This is a genomic window from Streptomyces sp. NPDC040610 (genome assembly GCF_055594065.1).
Genome location: NZ_JBVIXA010000004.1, coordinates 128390 through 144567, shown reverse-complemented (window position 1 = coordinate 144567; position 16178 = coordinate 128390). Strand labels below are relative to the sequence as shown.

The window sequence follows — 16178 nt, the reverse complement described above, 5'->3', positions numbered from 1 at the left end:
CGCCCGGGGGCGAGCCCCGGATCCCCGAACGCAAGGCCGCGGCCAGGGCGCCCGAGCGCCCCCGGGGCGAGCACGACGTCAAGGGCCTGGCGTTCCGCGACGAGGGCGAGGCCGAGCAGGAGGCGCCCGCGCCCGCCCTCGCGGCGAAGCCGCCGCGCCGGATCACCTGGCAGAAGCTGACGGTCCTGCCCGCGGTCCTCGCGGCCGTGCTCCTCGCCACCTGGCTCTGGTTCGAGCAGGCGGACCTGGACTCGATCTCCGAGAACGCGCTGTCCAACGGGCAGGTCGGCAAGGCGCTGCGCCAGCACGTCGAGCTGACGGCGATCTCGACGTTCTTCGTGCTGATCATCGCGATCCCGCTGGGGATCCTGCTCACCCGGCGCGCCTTCCGCAAGGGCGCCCCGGTGGCGATGGCCCTGGCCAACATGGGCCAGGCGACCCCGGCGATCGGCCTGCTCGCGCTGCTCGTCATCTGGATGGGCATCGGCGAGAAGGCGGCCCTGACGGGCATCATCATCTACGCCGTCCTGCCGGTCCTCTCCAACACCATCGCGGGCCTGCGCGCCAACGACCCCACGCTCCTGGAGGCCGCGCGCGGCATCGGCATGTCCCCCCTCGGGGTGCTCGCGAGGGTCGAACTCCCGCTGGCCGTACCGCTGATCCTCGCGGGCGTGCGCACGGCCCTCGTCCTGAACGTGGGCACGGCGACGCTCGCGACCTTCGGCGGCGGGGGCGGGCTCGGCGTCCTGATCACGACGGGCATCACCAATCAGCGCATGCCGGTCCTGATGCTCGGCTCGATCCTGACGGTGGTCCTCGCCCTGCTGGTGGACTGGCTGGCCTCGCTGGCCGAGCTGGTGCTCAGCCCGCGCGGTCTGGAGGTGCGGTCATGAGGCATGCGACCAGTGCGCGGACGAAGGCGCTCGCGGCCGTGGGCGGGGTGCTGCTCGTGGCCGCCGGGTGCGGGCTCACCAGCGGGTCGCCGATGGTGGACGACGTGAAGCCGGGCATCGTCGGGAAGGGCAAGCCCCTGGAGGGCGCCGATCTCACCGTCACCTCCAAGGAGTTCACCGAGCAGCTGATCCTCGGCGCCATCATGGGCATCGCCTTCCAGGCGGCCGGGGCGGACGTCCTGGACCGGACCGGCATCCAGGGCTCCATCGGGGCGCGCGAGGCGGTCAAGGGCGGGGACGCGGACGGCATGTACGAGTACACGGGCACCGCGTGGATCACCTATCTGGGCAACTCCGCCCCCATCCCGGACCCGCAGCAGCAGTGGGACGCCGTACGGAAGGCGGACGCGAAGAACGGCGTGACCTGGCTGGCGCCCGCGGCCCTGAACAACACCTACGCCCTGGCCCTGAACCGGTCCAACCTCAAGAAGTACGGCACGAAGACCCTCTCCGACGTCGCCGCCCTGTCCAAGTCCGACCCGAAAGCGGTCACGGTGTGCGTGGAGGGCGAGTTCGCCAACCGCGCCGACGGCCTGCCCGGCATGCAGAAGAAGTACGGCATGAGCCTGCCGTCCGGGAACATCACGCAGATGGACACCGGGATCATCTACACCCAGGCCGAGAAGGGCAGTTGCACCTACGGCGAGGTCTTCACCACCGACGGCCGCATCAAGGCGATGAACCTGACGCCGATGGCCGACGACAAGCGCTTCTTCCCCAACTACAACGCCGCCCCCGAGATCAACAGCAAGACCATGAAGAAGTACCCGGAGATCGCCGACGTCCTGGCCCCCGTGACGAAGAAGCTCGACAACACGGTGGCGCGGGAGCTGAACGCGAAGGTGGACGTGGACGGGCAGGACCCGCACGAGGTGGCGAAGGACTGGATGGTGGAGGAGGGCTTCGTCAAGGAGTAGCCGGGGGCGGTGGCGGGTGCCGCCGCCCTCCAGGAGCTTCCAAAGACTTCGTTGCAAAGAAAGCGTTGCAACGGAGTCTTTGCATGCGTAGGCTGCGGAGCATGACGGAGAAGTCCCAGCCGCCGGAGCAGGCGGCACCGGACCGCAAGGTCCGCCATCTCGACCCGCGCGCGCTGCGCGGGATCGCCCACCCCCTGCGCATGCGGATCCTCGGCTCGCTGCGCCTGGACGGACCGGCGACGGCCTCCCAACTGGCCGAGCGCCTGGGCGAGTCGAGCGGCGCGACGAGCTACCACCTGCGCCAGCTCGCGGAGTACGGCTTCGCCGAGGACGACCCGGAGCGCGGCAAGGGCCGCGAGCGGTGGTGGCGCGCGACGTACGACGGCACGCACGTGGACAACGACTTCGCGCGGGACGCCGACCCCGAAGTGCGCGGCGCCTACTCCACGTTCATGCACGAGCACGCGGGGAACCACGCCGCGGAGGTCGCCACCTGGATCGCCACCGGGCAGGACTGGTCGGAGGAGTGGGTCGAGGCCTCGGACATCAGCGACTTCACCCTGAACCTGACGCCCGCGCTGGCGGCCGAGCTCAAGGCGAAGATGCACGAACTCGTCGAGAGCTACCGACCGTTGGCACCGGAGGACGGCACCCCGAACACCGCCAAGGTCCGCCTGCACAGCCACCTGATCCCGACCCGGCCCACGGACTGAGAGGCCCCCGCGATGCACCCCGACGTACATCTGATGCTCCACCATGCCCGCGCGGCGGACTTAACTCGCGCGACCCCCACCCGGCGACAGCCGCGCGAGGCGCCGCTGCGTGCCCAACTGGGCTGGACGCTGGTCGAGTTGGGCCTGCTCCTGGTCAGCAGCTCGGGACCTTCTCGCCCTTCTGCAGGGCTCGCAGCGAGTCGACCGTACTCGCCAGCGTAGTCACCGGGACCAGCCGGAGGCCCTTCGGCTTCTCGGCCTCGGCGTCCGAGCACTCGGCCTTGGGCACGAGGAAGACCGTGGCCCCGTCGCGGGCCGCGGCCTGGGTCTTCATGGCGACGCCGCCGACCGGGCCGACCTTGCCGCTCGCGGAGATGGTGCCGGTGCCCGCGATGGTGCGGCCGCCGGTCAGGTCGCCCCCGCTGCCGTCGCCGTCCAGCTTGTCGATGATGCCGAGCGCCAGGAACAGGCCAGCGCTCGGCCCGCCGATCTTGCCGAGGTCGGCCGTCACGTCGATCTTGTCGGTGCCGTCCACGCCGTTCGCCCGCAGATGGCCGAGTGCCGCCTTCGTGGCGTCGTCCTGGGACTCGCGCATGTCGCCGAGGTTGTGCTTCTCGACTTCCTTGACGTTGTCGCCGTCGGGGTAGACGGAGTCCTTCGGCATCACGGCCCGGTCCGTACGGAACCAGCCGTCGATGACGTCGCCGAGCCGCACGTCCATCTGCGGCCCGGTCGCCACGATGGTCGTCATGCGCAGCTCGCCCTTGGTCTCCCGCGTCGGCGCTCCGCTGATCTTGAGGACGGGCTTGCCCTCGTACTTTCCGAGCACGTCGGCGGTGCCGCCCGGCTGGGCGACGGCGAAGGGCAGCGGCGCGAGCGCGACGACGGCGAGCAGGCCGACGAGGGGGACGGCGGCGACGGCCAGGGCCTTGGGGCGGCTCAGACGAGCGAGACGAGACAGCACGCGTCCAATCTAACGCGAGCGGAGAATCAGCCCGTCCGGCGCTTGAGGACGAGCCGGGCCGCAGGCCGCGATCGGCGGCGCGGCGGGCCGCCCGGGCGCGAGGCCGGGATCGCCCCGCACGCCCGCGCGGCCTCAGCGCAGCGCGTCGGCCACTTCACGGGCCGCGTCCACCACCCGCGGCCCCACCCGCTCCGGCACCGAGTCCGCCAGCATGACGACCCCGACGCTCCCCTCTATCCCGGTCACCCCGACCAGGGGGGCCGCGGCGCCGCTCGCCCCGGCCTCCAGCTCACCGTGGGTGAGGGCGTACCCGGGGTCGGTGATCTGGGCCTGGCGGGCCGCAAGGATCGCCTTGCCCGCGGCGCCCCGGTCCAGCGGGTGCCGGAAGCCGGTGCGGTACGCCACGTGGTAATCGGTCCAGGTCGGCTCGACGACCGCGACGGCGAGCGCCTCGGTGCCGTCGACGAGGGTGAGGTGGGCGGTGGCGCCGATGTCCTCGGCCAGGGCGCGCAGGGCGGGCAGCGCGGCCTCGCGGACGAGCGGGTGGACCTGCCGGCCGAGCCGCAGCACACCGAGCCCGACGCGGGCGCGACCGCCCAAGTCGCGCCGTACGAGAGCGTGTTGTTCGAGCGTGGCGAGCAGGCGGTACACCACGGTGCGGTTCACGCCGAGCTTGTTGGACAGCTCGGTGACGGTCAGGCCGTGGTCGGTGTCGGCGAGCAGCTTGAGGACGCGCAGTCCTCGGTCGAGCGTCTGAGATGTCTCCGCTGTCACGACGCCCACTCCTTTAGTGGTGAGGGTCGACGGCCCCCTGGCGGCGGGCACCGGACGCGCTCCGGGGCGACGCTGCCACGGGGCGTTGTGTAGCGGGGACAGTAGCGAGGGCGTCCCGCTCAGCGGAAGACTCCGTCCAGAATCCGGTCAAGGGGAGGGAAAGAGAGACCGGAACATCCCGATAGATCCCGTCGCATATGGACGCTGCGTGCACAACGTCTACACGCGGAGCGCACGATTCCCTACGGGACGGAGTACCGGCGGCGTACCGCTCGCCAAGGGCGGGCGTACGGCCCCGCACGGGAGGGCGAACGGCCCCGCACGGGAGGGCGAACCCCTCACCGCATCCGGGTGGCCCACTCCTGCACCTTGGCGACCCGCTGCCGCAGCTGCCCGGCGGTGGCCTCCGCGCTCGGCGGGCCCCCGCAGGTGCGGCGCAGCTCGGTGTGGATCACGCCGTGGGGCTTGCCGCTCTGGTGGGAGTACGCGCCGACCATGGTGTTGAGCTGCTTGCGCAGTTCGAGCATCTCCTTGTGGGAGACCACGGGCCGCCGCTCGGCGGGGAGTTCGAGGAGGTCGGCCTCCTCGGCGGGCTTCTTCTTGCTGTGGGCGATCTGCCGGGCCTGCCGCTTCTGGAGCAGCAGTTGCACCTGGTCGGGTTCGAGGAGCCCGGGAATCCCCAGGTAGTCCTGCTCCTCCTCGCTCCCCGGATGGGCCTGCATGCCGAATTCGGCACCGTCGTAGAGGACGCGGTCGAAGACGGCCTCGGACTCCAGGGCCTCGAAGGAGAACTGCTCCTGCTCGCCCGTGTCCTCGTCCTGCTGCTTGTTGGCCTCGTCCATCTCCTGCTCGGACTCGGCGTAGGGGTCCTCCTCGCCGTGCTTCTTCGGCCGGTCGAGCACGTGGTCGCGCTCGACCTCCATCTCGTTGGCGAAGCCGAGCAGGTCGGGGACGGTGGGCAGGAAGACGGAGGCGGTCTCGCCGCGCCGCCGGGAACGCACGAAACGCCCGACGGCCTGGGCGAAGAACAGCGGAGTCGAAATGGTCGTCGCGTACACACCCACCGCGAGCCGCGGCACGTCGACGCCCTCCGACACCATCCGCACCGCGACCATCCACCGCTCGTCGCTGCCGCTGAAGTCGTCGATGCGCTTGGAGGCCCCGGCGTCGTCGGAGAGCACGAGGGTGGCCTTGGTGCCGGTGATCTCCCGGATCAGCTTGGCGTAGGCGCGCGCGGAGTCCTGGTCGGAGGCGATGACGAGGCCACCGGCGTCCGGGATGGCCTTGCGCACCTCGCCGAGGCGCCGGTCGGCGGCCTTCAGGACGTTCGGCATCCAGTCGCCGCGCGGGTCGAGGGCGGTGCGCCAGGCCTGCGAGACGGCGTCCTTGGTCATGGGCTCGCCGAGGCGGGCGGCGATCTCGTCACCGGCCTTCGTACGCCAGCGCATGTTGCCGGAGTACGAGAGGAAGATGACCGGCCGGACGACGCCGTCGCCCAGCGCGCTCCCGTAGCCGTACGTGTAGTCGGCGGCCGACCGCCGGATGCCGTCGTTGCCCTCCTCGTACACGACGAAGGGGATGGGGTTGGTGTCGGACCGGAAGGGCGTACCGGTGAGCGCGAGCCGCCGGGTGGCGGGCTCGAAGGCCTCCAGACAGGCCTCGCCCCAGGACTTGCTGTCCCCCGCGTGGTGGATCTCATCCAGGATCACCAGCGTCTTCCGCTGCTCCACCCGGTTCCGGTGCAGCATGGGCCGCACGCCGACACCGGCGTACGTGACGGCGACGCCCTGGTACTCCTTGCTGAGCGGTCCCGCGCTGTACTCGGGATCCAGCTTGATCCCTATCCGCGCGGCCGCCTCGGCCCACTGCTTCTTCAGGTGCTCCGTGGGCGCGACCACGGTCACCTGCTGCACCACGTGGTGGTGCAGCAGCCAGGACGCGAGCGTCAGCGCGAACGTCGTCTTGCCGGCGCCGGGCGTGGCGACCGCGAGGAAGTCGCGCGGCTGCTCCTGGAGGTACTTCTCCATCGCCCCCTGCTGCCAGGCACGCAGCTTGCTGGCGGTGCCCCAGGGGGCGCGGCCCGGGAACGCGGGGGAAAGGTGGTGTGACGAGGAGGCGGCGGTGGTAGTCACGGTCTCCGGTTCGTTCGGGTTCGGCGGCACGGCTACGTATGACAACCGGGCCACCTTACCGGTGCGACCCCGGGGCATCGGGTTGACGACCCCGGAGGCGCGACGGGTGGGACACGTCTCACACCCGAGCACGGCAGGACTGCCTCGTCCCAGTCACGCCTCCCGGCCCCGCACCCTCCCGGCCCGCCCCGGCAACCATCCAGCCCGTCCGGCGCTTGAGGACGAGGCGCGGAGTGCCGGGAAGCGGGGGCCCAGGGGGCAGCAGCCCCCGGTTACGGGAAGGGGCGGGCCTGGGGACTACGCAGCCGCGTCGCCACCCAGACCCCCACCAACGCCACCACAGCCATGGGCAGGAACACCACGGTGAACGCCCCCGGATGAGACCCCCCGGCCTCCCCCACCTCATGCCCGGCACCCACCGTCCCCCCACCAAGAGCGGCGAACGCAGCCCCACCCGCAGCCAGCAGAATCACGTTCGAAAGCCCGTCGGATATCTGAAGCGAAGCCGAGTTCGCCCCGGCGTCCTCAGGCGCCGACAACCGCAGCAACAGCACACTCGTGGAGGCGATGACCAGCCCCATGCCAAGGCACCCGACCCCCCACGCGACAGCGACGATCCACACGGGCACGGCGTCGATCAGCACGCTCGGCGCGGCAGCGATGGCCGCGGCGACGAGCACCATCCCGAGGGCGACCAACCGCCCCCGGTGCACCTCCGTCCCCGGCCGCGACTGCACGTACGACCCGAGCGCCCACGAAGCACCCCCCGCCGCGAGCGAGAACCCCGCGAGCGTGGGCGAGAGCCCCCGCTCGGTGACCAGCATCAGCGGCACGAAGGACTCGGCGGCGACGAAGGCCCCGGACGCGATGCCGCGCAGCAGCACGACGGAGGGCAGCCCGCGCGCGGCCCGGTAGGTGCCGCGCGGCAGCAGCCCGAGGACGGCGGGGACGAGGAGGGCGACGCCCACCGCGGCGGGGAGCAGCGAGAGCCACCGCAGGTCCTGCCCCGCGTACTGGAGCAGCCCCGCCCCCACCGAGATCCCCAGCGCGAGCCGAATCCGCTGCCGGTCGAACGCCTCGACGGGCGCGTCGGGGTCGACGGGCCCCGACGCGGTCCGCCGTATCGCGGGCAGCGCGAGCACCAGCGGCGCCACGACGAGCACCGGTATCCCCACGAACACCCACCGCCACCCGAGATGCTCGGTGACGGTCCCGGCGATGAGCGGCCCCACGACCGACGGCACCACCCAGCACGCGGCGAACGCGGCGAGGACGGGCGCCCGCAGCCGCTCCGGGTAGGCCCGGCTGACGATGACGTACAGCGAAACGATCACGAGCCCGCCGCCGAGCCCCTGCACGGCCCGCCCCAGGATGAACATCCACATCACGGCCGCCGTGCCGGACAGCACGAGCCCCGCCGCGAACGCGCTGATCCCCACGGCGAGCGGCCCGAGCGGCCCCCGCCGGTCGGCCCACTGCCCCGAGAGCACCATCCCGAACAGGCTCGTCGTGAAGTACCCGGAGAACGCGAACGCGTACAGCGACACCCCGTCCAACTCCCGCGCCGCCACGGGCATCGCCGTCCCGACGGCGGTCGCCTCGAAGGCGATGAGCAGGACGACGGAGACGATGCCGATGCTGAGCGCGCGATGCGGCCTGCCGAGGACACCGCCTTGCGGCTCGGGCGGGTCCGTGTCGACGGACGGGGCGGAGGCGACATCGGTGTCGCGCGGGTCGGGGCTGGTCATGCCAGTCACGGTAAGAGCCACAACGGACTTTGACCCCTGTCCGGAGAAGGCCGCCCCCTCGTCCCTTGGTCGTACGACCCGACGCCCGCGCAGGCGTACGCGCGACTCCGCGCGCCCGCACCCCCGCGTACCGCCGACTCCACGCGCTCAGATCCCCACGGACCCCGAGTCCCCGGAACCCGCGCCCCCGGACCCCGACCCCCCGCTTCCCGAGTCCCCGCCGCCGCCCGCCCCGTCCTCCGACCAGTCCAGGAACCGCTTGTACGTCTCCTTGCCGGTCCTGCCCTGGTCCCAGGTGACGGTCAGGGTGTCGCCGCCGGAGAAGACGAGGTTCCCGTAGATCTCCTTCTTGTCGCGCTCGCAGAGCAGACCGATCCGGTACGAGCGGCCCGCCTCGATCACGCGTCGCAGGCCGGTGCAGCGGCCGTCGTCGAGGAGTGAGACCGAGGCCTTCTTCGGCTTCGTCGTGTCGGGGCTGTCGCGCAGCCCGAGGATCCCGCCGCCCGGCTTCTCCGAGCGCCAGAACCCGACGAGGGTGGTCCCGGTGGGCCCGCCGCCGGGCTCGTCCTCGCCCTCCCCGGAGTCGGGGTCGGCGTACGGGTCGTCGGACTCCCCCGCGCCGTCCGACTCCTCCGCGCGCGGTGTCTCGCTCGGCCGGGGCTCGGCGCCCGCGCTCCGGTCGGCCTCGGCGGCGGGCTGCTTCGACTCCCCGTCGCCGTCACCCTTGCCGACCGCGAACCAGACCCCGCCGCCGATCACGGCGAGGGCGGCCACGGCGGCCGTGACGACCAGCCATCCCCTGCGCTTCGGGCCGCCGCCGTCGGGGGTGGGGTACTGCGGCGGGTAACCGCCGTAGGGCGGTTGGGCGTTCGGCTGGGCGTAGGGGTCCGCCTGCGGCTGCGCGTACGGGTTGTCGGCCGACGGCCGCTGCGTGTCGTACGCGCCCTGCGGTGGCGGCGCGTACGGGCCCCGCGCGTCCGGAGGCGGCCCGAATCCCCCACCCTGCCACGGCTGCGTCATCTGTGGTTCCTCCCCCGTCACTCAGACAACAGACTGTCCAGCCAAACGGCCCGGGCATGTTCATTGCAAGTGCAATTTGAGCCAGCCGGAAGGCGGTTCGGCAGGGCCGAGCCCGGGGAGCCTCAGTTCAGCTCCGCGCTCGCCACCACGTCGTCCACCGTCTCCTCGTCCACCGGCCCCTTGTCCGCGTACGGACCCGTGCCCGTCCCGGGCGTGGCGATCCCCAGCAGGAACGCGGACCGGCTGCCGTCCACCGAGACGAGCGTCAGCCGCAGATGGGCCGTGCCGCCCTCGCCGTCGCGCACCGCGAGCGCCACCGTGTGGGCGGGGCGGCCGTCGACCGTGGTCGCCTCGGAGTCCTTGAACTCCGAGGATCCTTCCGGGTAGAAGAACTCCGCGTTGGAGCGCGCCGCGCGTTCCGTCTCGCTCTTCAGCGAGGACTCGGGCACCGCCCCCGACCGCCCCGCGAGCACGACCCCGCCACCCTCCTCCTCGTTCCCTTCCGCCGCCGAGGCCGCGAGCCCCTTGCCCTTCGAGGCGATCGACGACGTGAACGCGCCGATCAAGCCCCCCTTCTTGTCGTTGCGTTCCCACCCCTCGGGGATCCCGTACGACATCCCCGCCTTGGCGTCCGTCACCCGCGGCCGCCCCGCGAGCGGCCCCCCGTCGCCGTCCCGCGCCCACCACCAGGTGCCGAGGCCCGCGGCGACCACCGCGAGGACCACGACCACGACGACCAGGGTGGTCCTGCCCCGGCGGCCGCCCGCGGGCCGCGGCGGCTGCGGGTAGTGCGCGTACGGCTGCGGGGGCGTCGGCGGAATCGGGGGCGCTGTAGTCATGCGCCAAGACTCGCCGCCCCGCCGCGCCGAGCCCTGAGTACGCCTACTCAGCGCCCTACTCACTCGCCCCCATACACCGCACACACCAGTCTCGTGCAGCCCTCGGGCAGCGAACCTTCAGGCCAGTTTTTCCCTGTGATCAGGCACACCCGCCATGGAGCATGTGTGAAGATCTTTCACGTTACCCTCACTCAAGGTGCAGGATTTGCGGTCTGCTCGCCGCCAGGACGCATGCGCAGCAGAATTACGCTCGTCCAACTCTGCACTATTTACCCGCAGTTGTCCGTAATAAGGGGCAACTCTTCCCGCCGATTGCGGCGCCGCGCCCTCCCCCCTGTACGCATGGCCTGGGCAGTCCGGCCGACCACCGGAACCGCCCGTTCACCACGTTCACTTGGGGGTTTTGCACATGTACGGAATCACCCGGCGCCGGGCCATCGGCGCCGCCGCGAGCGCCGCCGCCGGTCTCGCCGTCGTCGGCGCGGCCCGCGCTTCGGCGACGCCGACCGAGCGGCACGCCCACGACCAGGCCCAGCCGGGCGCCGCGCCCGACGCCTTCGACGAGGTGTACCTCGGCCGCCGCATCCAGGGCGCGCCGTCCCACGACGGCGGCCACCACGCGGGCGCCCACGGGGGCCACGGCGCCGGCTACTCCGTCCGCATAGACGGCGACGAACTGCACATCATGCGCAACGCCGACGGCACGTGGATCAGCGTCATCAACCACTACGAGCCGCGGGCCACCCCGCGCGCACTCGCCCGCGCGGCCGTGGTCGAGCTCCAGGGCGCCACGCTCGTCCCGCTCGCCCCGCCCGCATCCGCGGCGTCCTCGTCCTCGTTCTCGTCCGCCGCCTGACCGGAGCAGCACCACCATGACCGTACGCAAGAACCAGTCCCAGCTCACCGCCGACGAGAAGCGGCGCTTCGTGAACGCGCTGCTCGCCCTCAAGCGCGACGGGCGCTACGACTCCTTCGTCAGCACCCACAACGACTTCATCATGAGCGACACCGACAACGGCGACCGCGTCGGCCACCGTTCGCCGTCCTTCCTGCCCTGGCACCGCCGCTTCCTCATCCAGTTCGAGCAGGCGCTGCAGTCCGTGGACGCCTCCGTCGCCCTCCCCTACTGGGACTGGACCGTCGACCGCACCCCGGCCGCGTCCCTCTGGGCGCCCGACTTCCTCGGCGGCACCGGGCGCAGCCGCGACAGCCAGGTCACCGACGGCCCCTTCGCCTCCTCCGGCAACGGCTGGCGCATCAACGTCCGCGTCGACGGCCGCGACTTCCTGCGCCGGTCCCTCGGCGCGGGCGTCCGCCAACTCCCCACCAAGGCCGAGGTCGACTCCGTCCTCGCCATGTCCACGTACGACATGGCGCCCTGGAACAGCGCCTCCGACGGCTTCCGCAACCACCTCGAAGGCTGGCGCGGCGTCAACCTCCACAACCGCGTCCACGTCTGGGTCGGCGGCCACATGGCCACCGGCGCCTCCCCCAACGACCCGGTCTTCTGGCTCCACCACGCCTACGTCGACAAGCTCTGGACCCAGTGGCAGTCCCGCCACCCGGGCTCCCCCTACCTGCCCGCCTCGGGCACCCGCGACGTCGTCGACCTGAACGACACGATGCGCCCGTGGGGCGACGTCACCCCGGCCGACATGCTGGATCACACGCGGTACTACACCTACGACGTGGCCGCCTGAACGAACTGATGCCAGGCCCCCGCCGCGAACGCGAGGTGGGGGCCTTGGCGGTTCTTGGAGTCGCGTACGTGGATGGTGGTGAGGGTGGGGGCGACCTCGACGCAGCTATCGCCCTCACTGCCGCTGCTGTAGCTGCTCTTGAACCACTTCAGCTCGCGGGCGTCCCTGGCAGTGGGGTTGAGGGTCATGTTTCTCCCAACCTCCAGCAGATGTTCGAGCTGTCGGCGCCAGACCATTCCGCCGCCAAGCGGGCGTAGCAGCGCCGACTCTTCCAGGACGAAGCCGAACGCCGGGGCCGGTGATCGCTCATAGATGGACTGCCGACTGAGTCGCGCTTCCACCTCACGATCCACCACGTCCTCCGTGAGCGCGGGCTGCCTCATGTCGTAGAGAGCCCGCATGTACTCCTCCGTCTGCAACAACCCATGCAGGTTGTGGTTGCAGTACAGGAGCAACTCAACCGCGCGCTCCTCCAACTTCGCCAGCTCCCGAACCTGCTTCGGATACCGCGCCTTGGCCATCTCCTCCCTCATCGCCGAGATGAACCCGTTGGCCTTGAGGACCCGGTCGGCCGCGTCCAGGTACTCCGGGCGCGGAATCCGCGCCCCGCGCTCGACCTTGCGGACCAGGTCCTCCCCGTACCCGATGGCCTCGCCGAACTCCCCCGCGCTGAGACCGGCGGCCACACGCCACCGCTTCTGCTGGTGGCCCAACGCCTCGACCACCGAGGCGATCTCATCCCACAGGCGGGACGGCACCGGACAGCGACGAGACAGTCACCTTACGTGCAGGCGATGCGGTCAGGCCTGGACCTCCAGGGAAAGGTGGAGGACTCGCGAGAAACCCGCCCGCACGGCGCCTCGCCCAGTCAGCGTTGCCCGGTCGACGCCTGCGAAGAGGGCCGAGCCCACCGGCCGCGGCGCGGCCCCGTTCATGAACGCCGTATGGCAGTCCCGTTGCGGCGCCCGCGCCAGGGTTGAGTGGGGCGGGCGGCGCGCCTACGGTCGAGGGAGTCAGTACGACATGGCCGTGTGCCCGAGTGGTTTAGGGATTCGCCTGCAAAGCGAAGCACACCGGTTCGATTCCGGTCACGGCCTCCACGTCCCCGTAAAGGGTCAGGAGTTCAGGGCGCTGCCCGCTCGCCAGTCGGCCCACGAGACGTTCCAGTCGCCGTAGCCGTTGCCGGGGGCCACCGTCTCCTTGGAGCCGGTGACGCGGACGACGTCGCCGGGGATCACCTCTTCGTAGAAGCGGCGGGCCGTGCCGTCCGTGGCGAGGCCTATGCAGCCGTGGGTGACGTTGGAGTTGCCCGCGTAGGTGTTGGCCTTCGGGTTCTCGTGGAGGTAGGTGCCGGACGTGGTGAGGTGGACCGCGTAGCTGTAGTAGCCGGCGTACGCGTCCGCGTAGCCGACCGTGCGGGAGTCCATGAAGACGCGGCGCTGCTTGTCGGAGACCACCATCGTGCCGTTCCAGGTGTCCATGCCGGGCGCGCCCGCCGTGATCGGTACGCGGCGCGTCACGCCGTCCTTGACCACGGTCATCGTGTGCGTCCGGACGTCGACGGTGGCGAGCAGCGAGCGGGCCACCGTGAAGGTGCGGTCGACGGTCGAGCCCACGCGGACCGTGACCTTCGTGCCGGGCTTCCAGTACGCCTTCGGGCGGTAGTCGACCCGCTGGCCCTCGTGCAGGTTGCGGTCCTTGACCCAGCTCCAGGAGCCGGTGGTGGGCGTGCTCGCGCGCACCCTCAGGCGCCGCTCCACCGCCGCCCGCTCGGCCGCAGGGACCGGGCGGTCGAAGGTCACCGACACCGGCATGCCGACGCCCACCCGCTGCCCGTCCGCCACGTTCACCCGCACCCCGCCCCGGCGCAGCGCCACTGGCTCCACGACCGGCTTCGCCCGGGGCGACGGCTTCTCGGCGGCGGGCTTCCGGTCGTCCCCCTCCGGCGCCGCCGACCCGCTCTCACCACCCAGCGAGCAGCCCGCGAGGACGCCCGCGCAGAGCACGGCGGCCGCCGCCCCGCGTACGACGTGACGGATTCTGGTGCGCCTGGCCATCGGGTCCCCCTGTGTGGTGTTCCGGCCTGGGCCGGTGTGTTTCCATGTACGCCACCCATACGCACGGCGGAGACCGGCGGGTTGCATGGGGCGTGCGGGAGAAATTCGGGGCTGGTGGGAACGGGTCACGACGTGGGCGGCGAACGGTCGCGGTCGTGGACAGGAACGGCGGGGGCATGACGGAGGACGAGTTCGACGCGTTCTACGCGTCCGCGTTCCCGCGCGTCGTCGGCCAGGTCTACGCCTTCACCGGCGACCACGGGCAGGCCCAGGACGTCGTCCAGGAGGCGTTCGTACGGGCCTGGGACCGGCGGCGCGACTTCGCGGCCGTGCACGCCCCGGAGGCCTGGGTCCGCACGGTGGCCATGCGGCTCGCGGTGAGCCACTGGCGGCGGGCCCGGCGCTGGCTGGAGCTGGTGCGCAAGGAGCCGCCGCCCGAGCACACGGCAGGGCCCGGGCCCGAGCACGTGACGCTCGTCGCGGCGCTGCGGAAGCTGCCCGAGGCGCAGCGGCTCGCGATCGTGCTGCACCACCTGTGTGACCTGAGCGTCGAGCAGGTAGCCTCCGAGACCGGCGCCCCGACCGGCACGGTCAAGGCGCGGCTCTCGCGCGGACGCGCGGCGCTGGCCAAGCATTTGTCCGGGGACGACGGGGGCGACGGGGGCAACAGGGACGACGGGGGCGCCAGGGGCGACGGGGGTCACGTACTCGACGGGACGGTCGGCGGGACGAGCAGCGGGAAGGAGGGGGATCGGGATCGTGTCCGGTGAACCCTCGGCGCCCGAGCCGAACCTCGGCCCCGTCTCCGCTCCGCCCCCCGGGCCGGGGCCCGACCTCTCCGCCGCCCTCCACGCCCTCGCCGTCGACGCCCGCTCCCCCGCCCCCGGTACCGGCGCCGACGTGCGCAGGCGCGCCGGGACCCGGCGGCGGCGCAGGCACGCGGCCCTCGTGGGCGGGGGCGCCGTCGCGGCGGCCGCCCTCGTGGCCGGGCTGGTCGTGGGCCTCGGCGACGACTCCGGCTCCCGGCCCGCGCCGCCCGCCGCGCCCAGCACGTCCGCCGGTCCCACCGCGCCCGCCGCCACCGCCGACCTCGCCCGGCGGGAGCTGTCCGTGGCGGGCCGGAAGCTGCCCCTGTCGTCGGGCCGCGCGAAGTACCCGACGAAGCCGGGGCGCATGACGGTCGTCGCCAAGCACCGCTCGACGAAGCTGTCCGGCCAGACCGTCGGCCTCGGCGAGACGTACGACGTGTATTTCCACTGGGTCCTCGAACTGCGCGACGCCGACGGCCGCACCAACTACGTCGTCGCCCTCACCTACGACGAGGGCTCCGTGGGCAAGCGCGATGTGACCCACGGCTGGCTCGGGCTGCGTGCGGCGGACGCCAAGTGGCTTTACGGGAAGCTCAGTCCGGGCTCGGTGGTCACCATCGAGGGCAAGGCGCCCGGGGGGCAGGGCCAGGGCGCGTGAGCACGTGGGCAAGTGGGCGCGTGCGCACGTGAAGAGGGGCGGCCCCCTGCGGGAAACCGCCCCTCCGTATCGCCGGGATCAGCCCCAGCCCGTGTCGTTGTCATCCCCCATGACACATCTCCCCCGTAGTGACCGAGTTGTTCGGGACTCTTCGATGGTGCCCTGCAACTGGCCCCGCCTAAAAGGGATTTATGGGGGGATCGCACGCCTGGAGCGTCATCGCGACCCGACCGGCACCGGTCGGAGACATTCCACTCTCAGGTCACGGCCGCATCGCGCAGCCGCGCGAGAATCGCGTCCACCGTCTGATCCACCGTCAACTCCGAGCTGTCCAGCCACAGTCCGATACGTGGCGTGGTGGCACGCATCCCCTCGTCCAGGGCCTCCACCGTCCACTCGCCGTAGCCCGTCTTGCCTCGTCCCGCCTCCCTGTCGGCGACCGCGGACGGGTGCGGGGCCAGGACGACCACGTGCAGGGGGCGTGTCCGTACCAGGTCCACGTACCGCTTCAGCTCCTCGCCCAGGATCACGTCCTGGACGATCGCGGTGAAGCCCGCTTCGGCGTACGCGTCGGCCGTCGAGGCCGACAGGGCGTAGCGGAGGCGGAGTTGGGCCTCCGCCTCGGCGCCCGCGCCGGGCTCGTACTCCTCGCGGCCGGAGACGAGCATGCGGCGAAAGACGTCGCCGCGTACGTGTGCCGCGCGGGGCAGGCGTTCGGCCAGGGCCTGGGCGACTGTGGACTTTCCGGCGGCCATGATGCCGGTGATGACGATGACCCCTTCGGGGGTGGTGGGGGCGTTCATCTGCGCGAAGTTACCCCAGTCGGGGCTGGGGTTCCTCTCTGTTTCCCTGGGGGTGGGTCCCGCGTGGGACGCCCCGGTCCCGCCCCTTCCC

At 72.0% G+C, this 16178-nt stretch carries 16 protein-coding genes and 1 tRNA gene; 8 read left to right on the top strand and 9 right to left on the bottom strand.

The features are described from left to right. The first annotated feature begins 86 nt into the window (after positions 1-86). From ACZ6AA_RS16530 to ACZ6AA_RS16520, 3 genes are all read left to right on the top strand, one after another. A complete protein-coding gene (locus ACZ6AA_RS16530) occupies positions 87-893 on the top strand; it encodes an ABC transporter permease (protein WP_468450246.1) in 807 nt (268 codons plus the stop codon). Next, complete coding sequence (locus tag ACZ6AA_RS16525) at positions 890-1870, top strand: glycine betaine ABC transporter substrate-binding protein (protein WP_471458585.1); 981 nt, start codon at positions 890-892, stop codon at positions 1868-1870. Before ACZ6AA_RS16530 ends, ACZ6AA_RS16525 begins: the two co-directional genes overlap by 4 nt. Positions 1871-1971: 101 nt before the next feature. Continuing rightward, positions 1972-2583 carry an ArsR/SmtB family transcription factor gene (locus ACZ6AA_RS16520; protein ID WP_471458583.1) on the top strand — a complete coding sequence of 204 codons (612 nt, stop codon included), beginning with the start codon at positions 1972-1974 and terminating at the stop codon, positions 2581-2583. A 154-nt stretch (positions 2584-2737) separates the two neighbouring features. On the opposite strand, the gene ACZ6AA_RS16515 is transcribed toward ACZ6AA_RS16520, so the two are convergent. From ACZ6AA_RS16515 to ACZ6AA_RS16490, 6 genes are all read right to left on the bottom strand, one after another. Continuing rightward, positions 2738-3547 (bottom strand): S16 family serine protease, encoded by an 810-nt coding sequence (locus ACZ6AA_RS16515; protein ID WP_468449997.1) that lies wholly within the window; start codon positions 3545-3547, stop codon positions 2738-2740. Positions 3548-3679: 132 nt separating this feature from the next. Continuing rightward, positions 3680-4321, bottom strand: coding sequence for an IclR family transcriptional regulator (locus tag ACZ6AA_RS16510; RefSeq protein WP_087884308.1), 642 nt, complete (start codon positions 4319-4321; stop codon positions 3680-3682). Positions 4322-4659: 338 nt separating this feature from the next. Further along, positions 4660-6453: a DEAD/DEAH box helicase gene (locus ACZ6AA_RS16505; RefSeq protein WP_030358367.1), complete on the bottom strand. Its 1794-nt coding sequence runs from the start codon at positions 6451-6453 to the stop codon at positions 4660-4662. A 272-nt stretch (positions 6454-6725) separates the two neighbouring features. Next, on the bottom strand, positions 6726-8201 hold the full coding sequence (locus tag ACZ6AA_RS16500) for an MFS transporter (protein WP_468449998.1): 1476 nt from the start codon (positions 8199-8201) through the stop codon (positions 6726-6728). Between the two features lie 147 nt (positions 8202-8348). Beyond that, entirely contained in the window at positions 8349-9221 is an 873-nt protein-coding gene (locus ACZ6AA_RS16495) for a hypothetical protein (protein ID WP_471458580.1), read from the bottom strand. A gap of 122 nt (positions 9222-9343) precedes the next feature. Next, positions 9344-10060: a hypothetical protein gene (locus ACZ6AA_RS16490; protein ID WP_471458578.1), complete on the bottom strand. Its 717-nt coding sequence runs from the start codon at positions 10058-10060 to the stop codon at positions 9344-9346. Between the two features lie 409 nt (positions 10061-10469). Between ACZ6AA_RS16490 and melC1 the strand changes: the two genes are divergently transcribed. Beyond that, entirely contained in the window at positions 10470-10916 is a 447-nt protein-coding gene (gene melC1, locus ACZ6AA_RS16485) for an apotyrosinase chaperone MelC1 (protein WP_471458577.1), read from the top strand. Between the two features lie 16 nt (positions 10917-10932). Then, positions 10933-11760: a tyrosinase MelC2 gene (melC2, locus tag ACZ6AA_RS16480; RefSeq protein WP_471458575.1), complete on the top strand. Its 828-nt coding sequence runs from the start codon at positions 10933-10935 to the stop codon at positions 11758-11760. Here the strand turns inward: melC2 and ACZ6AA_RS16475 are convergent. Then, entirely contained in the window at positions 11742-12485 is a 744-nt protein-coding gene (locus ACZ6AA_RS16475) for a Scr1 family TA system antitoxin-like transcriptional regulator (RefSeq protein ID WP_471458573.1), read from the bottom strand. The genes melC2 and ACZ6AA_RS16475 overlap by 19 nt on opposite strands. A gap of 300 nt (positions 12486-12785) precedes the next feature. On the opposite strand from ACZ6AA_RS16475, the gene ACZ6AA_RS16470 reads away from it, so the two are divergent. Then, positions 12786-12860: transfer RNA gene (locus ACZ6AA_RS16470), tRNA-Cys, on the top strand. A gap of 15 nt (positions 12861-12875) precedes the next feature. On the opposite strand, the gene ACZ6AA_RS16465 is transcribed toward ACZ6AA_RS16470, so the two are convergent. Continuing rightward, on the bottom strand, positions 12876-13817 hold the full coding sequence (locus ACZ6AA_RS16465) for a L,D-transpeptidase (RefSeq protein WP_468482858.1): 942 nt from the start codon (positions 13815-13817) through the stop codon (positions 12876-12878). Positions 13818-13993: 176 nt separating this feature from the next. On the opposite strand from ACZ6AA_RS16465, the gene ACZ6AA_RS16460 reads away from it, so the two are divergent. Further along, positions 13994-14587: a SigE family RNA polymerase sigma factor gene (locus ACZ6AA_RS16460; RefSeq protein ID WP_471458571.1), complete on the top strand. Its 594-nt coding sequence runs from the start codon at positions 13994-13996 to the stop codon at positions 14585-14587. After that, positions 14577-15284 (top strand): L,D-transpeptidase, encoded by a 708-nt coding sequence (locus tag ACZ6AA_RS16455; protein WP_471458569.1) that lies wholly within the window; start codon positions 14577-14579, stop codon positions 15282-15284. Before ACZ6AA_RS16460 ends, ACZ6AA_RS16455 begins: the two co-directional genes overlap by 11 nt. A gap of 257 nt (positions 15285-15541) precedes the next feature. Here ACZ6AA_RS16455 and ACZ6AA_RS16450 read toward each other — a convergent pair whose 3' ends face one another. Beyond that, entirely contained in the window at positions 15542-16087 is a 546-nt protein-coding gene (locus ACZ6AA_RS16450; RefSeq protein ID WP_468450007.1) for an AAA family ATPase, read from the bottom strand. Positions 16088-16178: the final 91 nt, after the last annotated feature.

What these genes read in the sequence shown, in the direction of transcription:
- ACZ6AA_RS16490 (WP_471458578.1), bottom strand. Translation starts at nt 10,060, where the DNA reads ATGACTACAGCGCCCCCGATTCCGCCGACGCCCCCGCAGCCGTACGCG.
- ACZ6AA_RS16500 (WP_468449998.1), bottom strand. Translation starts at nt 8,201, where the DNA reads ATGACCAGCCCCGACCCGCGCGACACCGATGTCGCCTCCGCCCCGTCC.
- ACZ6AA_RS16495 (WP_471458580.1), bottom strand. Translation starts at nt 9,221, where the DNA reads ATGACGCAGCCGTGGCAGGGTGGGGGATTCGGGCCGCCTCCGGACGCG.
- melC1 (WP_471458577.1), top strand. Translation starts at nt 10,470, where the DNA reads ATGTACGGAATCACCCGGCGCCGGGCCATCGGCGCCGCCGCGAGCGCC.
- ACZ6AA_RS16465 (WP_468482858.1), bottom strand. Translation starts at nt 13,817, where the DNA reads ATGGCCAGGCGCACCAGAATCCGTCACGTCGTACGCGGGGCGGCGGCC.
- ACZ6AA_RS16525 (WP_471458585.1), top strand. Translation starts at nt 890, where the DNA reads ATGAGGCATGCGACCAGTGCGCGGACGAAGGCGCTCGCGGCCGTGGGC.
- ACZ6AA_RS16460 (WP_471458571.1), top strand. Translation starts at nt 13,994, where the DNA reads ATGACGGAGGACGAGTTCGACGCGTTCTACGCGTCCGCGTTCCCGCGC.
- ACZ6AA_RS16450 (WP_468450007.1), bottom strand. Translation starts at nt 16,087, where the DNA reads ATGAACGCCCCCACCACCCCCGAAGGGGTCATCGTCATCACCGGCATC.
- ACZ6AA_RS16520 (WP_471458583.1), top strand. Translation starts at nt 1,972, where the DNA reads ATGACGGAGAAGTCCCAGCCGCCGGAGCAGGCGGCACCGGACCGCAAG.
- melC2 (WP_471458575.1), top strand. Translation starts at nt 10,933, where the DNA reads ATGACCGTACGCAAGAACCAGTCCCAGCTCACCGCCGACGAGAAGCGG.